Origin of the sequence: Mesorhizobium sp. M1A.F.Ca.IN.020.06.1.1 (genome assembly GCF_004023265.1) — a bacterium.
Taxonomy (GTDB): Bacteria; Pseudomonadota; Alphaproteobacteria; order Rhizobiales; family Rhizobiaceae; genus Mesorhizobium.
In genome coordinates this window covers 1-3,699 of the sequence record NZ_RZSR01000609.1, presented here as the reverse complement: position 1 = coordinate 3,699, position 3,699 = coordinate 1, and the positions used below count along the sequence as shown (strand labels likewise).

The window sequence follows — 3,699 nt, the reverse complement described above, 5'->3', positions numbered from 1 at the left end:
GCTGTCTATCCTTCCTCCGTCATCGGCCCCACCGTCGGTTTCGTCAGGCTTCCGCATGGCGATGGCTTGCCGCTGCCGACCTATGAAAGCGCGGGCGCGGCCGGGATGGACCTGCGAGCCGCGGTGCCGGAAGACCGGCCGCTGCTTATCCTGCCCGGAAAACGCGCGCTGGTGCCGACCGGGCTGATCGTGGAAATCCCGGAAGGCATGGAAGGCCAGGTGCGGCCGCGCTCCGGCCTCGCCTTCAAACATGGGCTGACCGTGCTCAACACGCCCGGCACCATCGACAGCGATTACCGCGGCGAGGTGAAAGTGCTGCTCGTCAATCTTGGCGATGAGGACTTCGCGGTGACGCGCGGCATGCGGATCGCGCAGATCGTGTTTGCGGCAGTCACGCAGGTGGCCAGCGAAGAACGGGCGCTCGCCGGCGGCACGGCGCGCGGCGCCGGCGGTTTCGGATCGACCGGCACCGCATAAATGCACGTCCCAAAACTGGTCATCTTCGATTGCGACGGGGTTCTGGTCGACACCGAGAACCTTGCCAATCGGCGCCTCGCCGACTGGCTTTGTGAAGCGGGCTTTCAAACCACATTCGAATATTGCCGCAAGATCTTCTCGGGCCGCAGCATGGCCTCGGTGCAGAAAGAGATCGAAGAGGCGACCGAGGCCCGGCTCGGCGCCGACTTCGTCGAACGCTGGAACGCCGGCCTGCCGGATCTATTCGCGCATGGCGTCGAGGCGATCCCTCACGTGCGCGATTTCATCGAAAAGGTGCGCGCCGCCGGTATTGCCTATTGCGTCGCCTCGTCGGCGCGGGTTTCGAAGATGCATATCACGCTCGGGCAGACCGGCTTGTTGCCGCTGTTCGAGCACGCCATGTTTTCCTCGACCATGGTCGGGCGCGGCAAGCCGTTCCCGGACCTCTTCCTGCATGCGGCAAAGACGATGGGCTTCGCGCCGGTCGACTGCATCGTCATCGAGGACAGCGTCGCCGGCACCCAGGCCGGCATTGCCGCCGGCATGCGCGTGTTTTCCTATCACGCCGATCCATTCTCGGACCGCGACGGGCTGGCGGGCGCCGGCGGGATCCTGTTCGACGACATGCGGGACCTCGCAGGACTGGTGCCGATCCTTTGATCGGACACTGGAGCGGTTCCGCTTTCGTCGAATTGCCGACCCGCTCTATGATTTAGTTTACGCAATTCCGGACGGAAAACTGGTTCACATTCTTCCTGGAATTGCTCCGGGCTGTGCGGCGAAATCTTCCGTGCTAGCGTGCAGCCGTCAAACAGCCGGCGGCTCCCACCCCATGAAATTCACCCTGCTTCGCCTCGCCCTCGCTCTTGTGCTTCTGTTATGGTTTTGGGGCCCGGCGAGCGCGGAAAATGTCAGCTTTCCGGACTTTGCCAGCGCCATCCCGGGCCACAAGGACGTCACCTATCTCGATCTGGCCAGGATGGTCATCCCCGATCTGGCGTTGAACGCCGATGGCTTCTACCACGGCGGCTTGCCGATCGAAATGCGCCATGTCGCCGGTCCGGACAGCGGTGGCTCGCCGCCTGAGACATCAAGCCTGCCCAATGCTGCGGTGCTGGCCATCAAGGCCGGCGGCAAGGACCGGCTGACCATGTTGTTCGATCTCGGCGACTCTCCCGACAGCGCCGAGGGCTATGCGATGCTGGCGCTCTACGATCTGACCGGCGGCAAGCCGGCGCTGCTCGACGCGGTCAATGTCGCCGTCGATCGCAGCACCTATTTTCGCGAACCGAACAAACTGTCGGTCGGCGCCGGTGACGATATCCTCATCACCATGAGCACGCATTTCAATTCGAGCCAGGGCTATGTGATCACGCCGTTGATCATGGTGCGCAACGACAAGTTCGAACTGATCGACATGATCTACACGTTCGATGAAAGGCTATGCACCTACAGCCGCAAGCAGGACATCGCTTTTAAGGCCGTTGCCGACGGCCGGCCGCATGAAGCCGTCAAGGTGACGGTGACCGACGCCACGATACCAAGCGGCGAAAGCTGCGACGATGAGGCGCCCGAGGCGTCCTCGAAGGACATTTCAGCCATCTATCATTGGGATAAGAAAACGTCGCGCTACGTGGCGGGTTCAGACGCCCTCAAACGGTTGTCAGCAGAGAACGAGAAACGCTTCTGAGCCGAGCGCATTCGTTTGCCCGAGCGGGGCGACCGCGATAAATTCCCGGCACGACCCATGATTGAGGACCCGCCATGGACAAGGGCAAGATTTTTCGCGATCTGCACGCCTCGACCTTCGTCATGCCCAATCCCTGGGATGTCGGCACCACTAAGCTTTTGGCTTCCTTCGGCTTCAAGGCGCTGGCCACGACCAGCGCCGGCTTCGCCTTCTCGCGCGGCCTGCCCGACGGCGCCGTGACGTTCGAGGCCATGATCCACCATTGCCGCGAAGTGACGGCGGCAACCGACCTGCCGGTTTCGGCTGATCTCGAGCGCGGCAAGGGCGACAGCGCCGAGCAGGCCGCAGAAACCATCTTCGCGGCGGAAGCCGCGGGCCTTGCCGGCTGCTCGATCGAGGACCATACGGGCGATCTAGAGTATCCAATCTACGAGTTCTCGCATGCAGTCGAACGCGTCGCCGCGGCCGCCGAGGCGGCGCGCGCCTTGAAGCACGATTTCCTCTTCACCGCGCGGGCCGAGAATTTCCTTTGGGGCAAGACCGATCTCGACGACACGATCAAGCGTCTGCAGGCTTTCGAGAAAGCCGGCGCCGACGTGCTCTACGCGCCGGGCCTGAGCGACATCGACACCGTGCGGACGGTCTGCTCCGCGGTCAGCAAGCCGGTCAATGTCATGGCGCGGCCCGGCTTCACCGTGGCCGACCTTGCCGCGGCCGGGGCCAAACGCGTCTCGCTCGGGCCATGGCTGACGAATTTCGCCTTTGGCATGCTGGAAACCGCTGCGCGGGAAATCCAGCAGGACGGCACCTTCGGCTTCACCCGTTCGGCGATGCCGTTCGGCAAGCTGCAGGCGCTGTTCCGCGGGGGCGGTACCGAGCAGGATTAGAGCGTTCAGCGTTTCACGGAAACACCGAACCGCTCTATCCCCTTGTTGCGCATTTCCGGACGGAAAACCGCTACGCGCTTTTCCTGGAATTGGGCTGGACCGGGTCCCGCGCCGAAACCGCCTTGTGCAGACGCACCATCATGGCGGCGGCAAAGAGCGGGGTCAAAAGGTTGAGCAGCGGCACGGCAAGGAAGACCGCGATCAGCAGTCCGGCCAGGAATACCGTGCCCGCATACTTCCGGCGCAGCGCCTTGGCTTCAGCCTCGGGGCGGAAGCGCATGGCGGCGAACTCGAAGAATTCGCGACCCAGCAGATAGCCGTTGACGATGAAGAAGGCGGCGAGGTTGATGCCCGGCACGAGGAGCAGCAGTAGGGCGACGATGTTGCCGAGGATCACGACGCCAAAGAATTTTATCGCCAGCGCCAGCGACTGCAGCACCGGCACGGCGCGGCCGGGCAGATCGCCGGGATAGTCGGTGCGCTCGACCACCTCGGCGATATCGTCGAGGAACAACCCTGCGACGATCGCCGTCACGGGTGCCACGAGCAGCGCCATGCCCATTGTCAACAGGATGCCGGCGATGATGCCGCTCAGCCATCCTGCCCAGGACGGCAGGCCGGCCACAAATGCCTGCAGCCACGGCC

At 63.6% G+C, this 3,699-nt stretch carries 5 protein-coding genes; 4 read left to right on the top strand and 1 reads right to left on the bottom strand.

Features of this window, described 5'->3' with window-relative positions:
• Nucleotides 1–21 precede the first annotated feature (21 nt).
• The 4 genes from dut to EOA60_RS23355 all read left to right on the top strand — a co-directional run bounded on the left by dut (nt 22) and on the right by EOA60_RS23355 (nt 3,054).
• Nucleotides 22–477: a dUTP diphosphatase gene (gene dut / locus EOA60_RS23370; protein ID WP_128311967.1), complete on the top strand. Its 456-nt coding sequence runs from the start codon at nt 22–24 to the stop codon at nt 475–477.
• The gene (locus EOA60_RS23365; protein ID WP_095824298.1) at nt 478–1,137 is read left to right on the top strand and encodes an HAD family phosphatase; all 660 of its coding nucleotides are present in this window, start codon (nt 478–480) and stop codon (nt 1,135–1,137) included.
• A 172-nt stretch (nt 1,138–1,309) separates the two neighbouring features.
• Nucleotides 1,310–2,167 carry a hypothetical protein gene (locus EOA60_RS23360; RefSeq protein ID WP_095824299.1) on the top strand — a complete coding sequence of 286 codons (858 nt, stop codon included), beginning with the start codon at nt 1,310–1,312 and terminating at the stop codon, nt 2,165–2,167.
• A gap of 74 nt (nt 2,168–2,241) precedes the next feature.
• Entirely contained in the window at nt 2,242–3,054 is an 813-nt protein-coding gene (locus EOA60_RS23355; protein WP_095824300.1) for an oxaloacetate decarboxylase, read from the top strand.
• Nucleotides 3,055–3,124: 70 nt separating this feature from the next.
• On the opposite strand, the gene EOA60_RS23350 is transcribed toward EOA60_RS23355, so the two are convergent.
• Nucleotides 3,125–3,699: sulfate transporter family protein (locus tag EOA60_RS23350; protein ID WP_128311965.1), on the bottom strand; the 575-nt coding region annotated here is incomplete at its 5' end.